Source organism: Pseudomonas sp. SIMBA_041, from assembly GCF_046535095.1.
GTDB lineage: Bacteria > Pseudomonadota > Gammaproteobacteria > Pseudomonadales > Pseudomonadaceae > Aquipseudomonas > Aquipseudomonas mucoides.
In genome coordinates this window covers 1-247 of record NZ_JAWRXJ010000740.1, presented here as the reverse complement: position 1 = coordinate 247, position 247 = coordinate 1, and the positions used below count along the sequence as shown (strand labels likewise).

The window sequence follows — 247 nt, the reverse complement described above, 5'->3', positions numbered from 1 at the left end:
AACGCTGGGTCGCCAGGTACACGCTGGCCATGGCGCCTTCGCCAATTTCGCCCTGGATGTCAAAGCCGGGAATCAGAATGTCCATGGTCAGTGTCCTGCGGCCTTGATCACGATGGCGGTGATGTTGTCCGGAGCGCCCCGGGTCAGGCCCAGGTGGATCAGGCTGCGCACCACGTCATTGGGCTCGCTGTGGCTGAGCACGTCACGCAGCTCAAAGTCCTCGGCGGTCTTGTTCAGGCCGTCGCTG

At 63.2% G+C, this 247-nt stretch carries 1 protein-coding gene and 1 pseudogene; both read right to left on the bottom strand.

Going from position 1 to position 247, the window contains the following annotated elements:
- Positions 1-85: hypothetical protein (locus SB725_RS33080; protein WP_410923684.1), on the bottom strand; the 85-nt coding region annotated here is incomplete at its 3' end.
- A gap of 2 nt (positions 86-87) precedes the next feature.
- Positions 88-247: pseudogene (locus SB725_RS33075) on the bottom strand (serine/threonine-protein phosphatase); the annotation flags it as partial.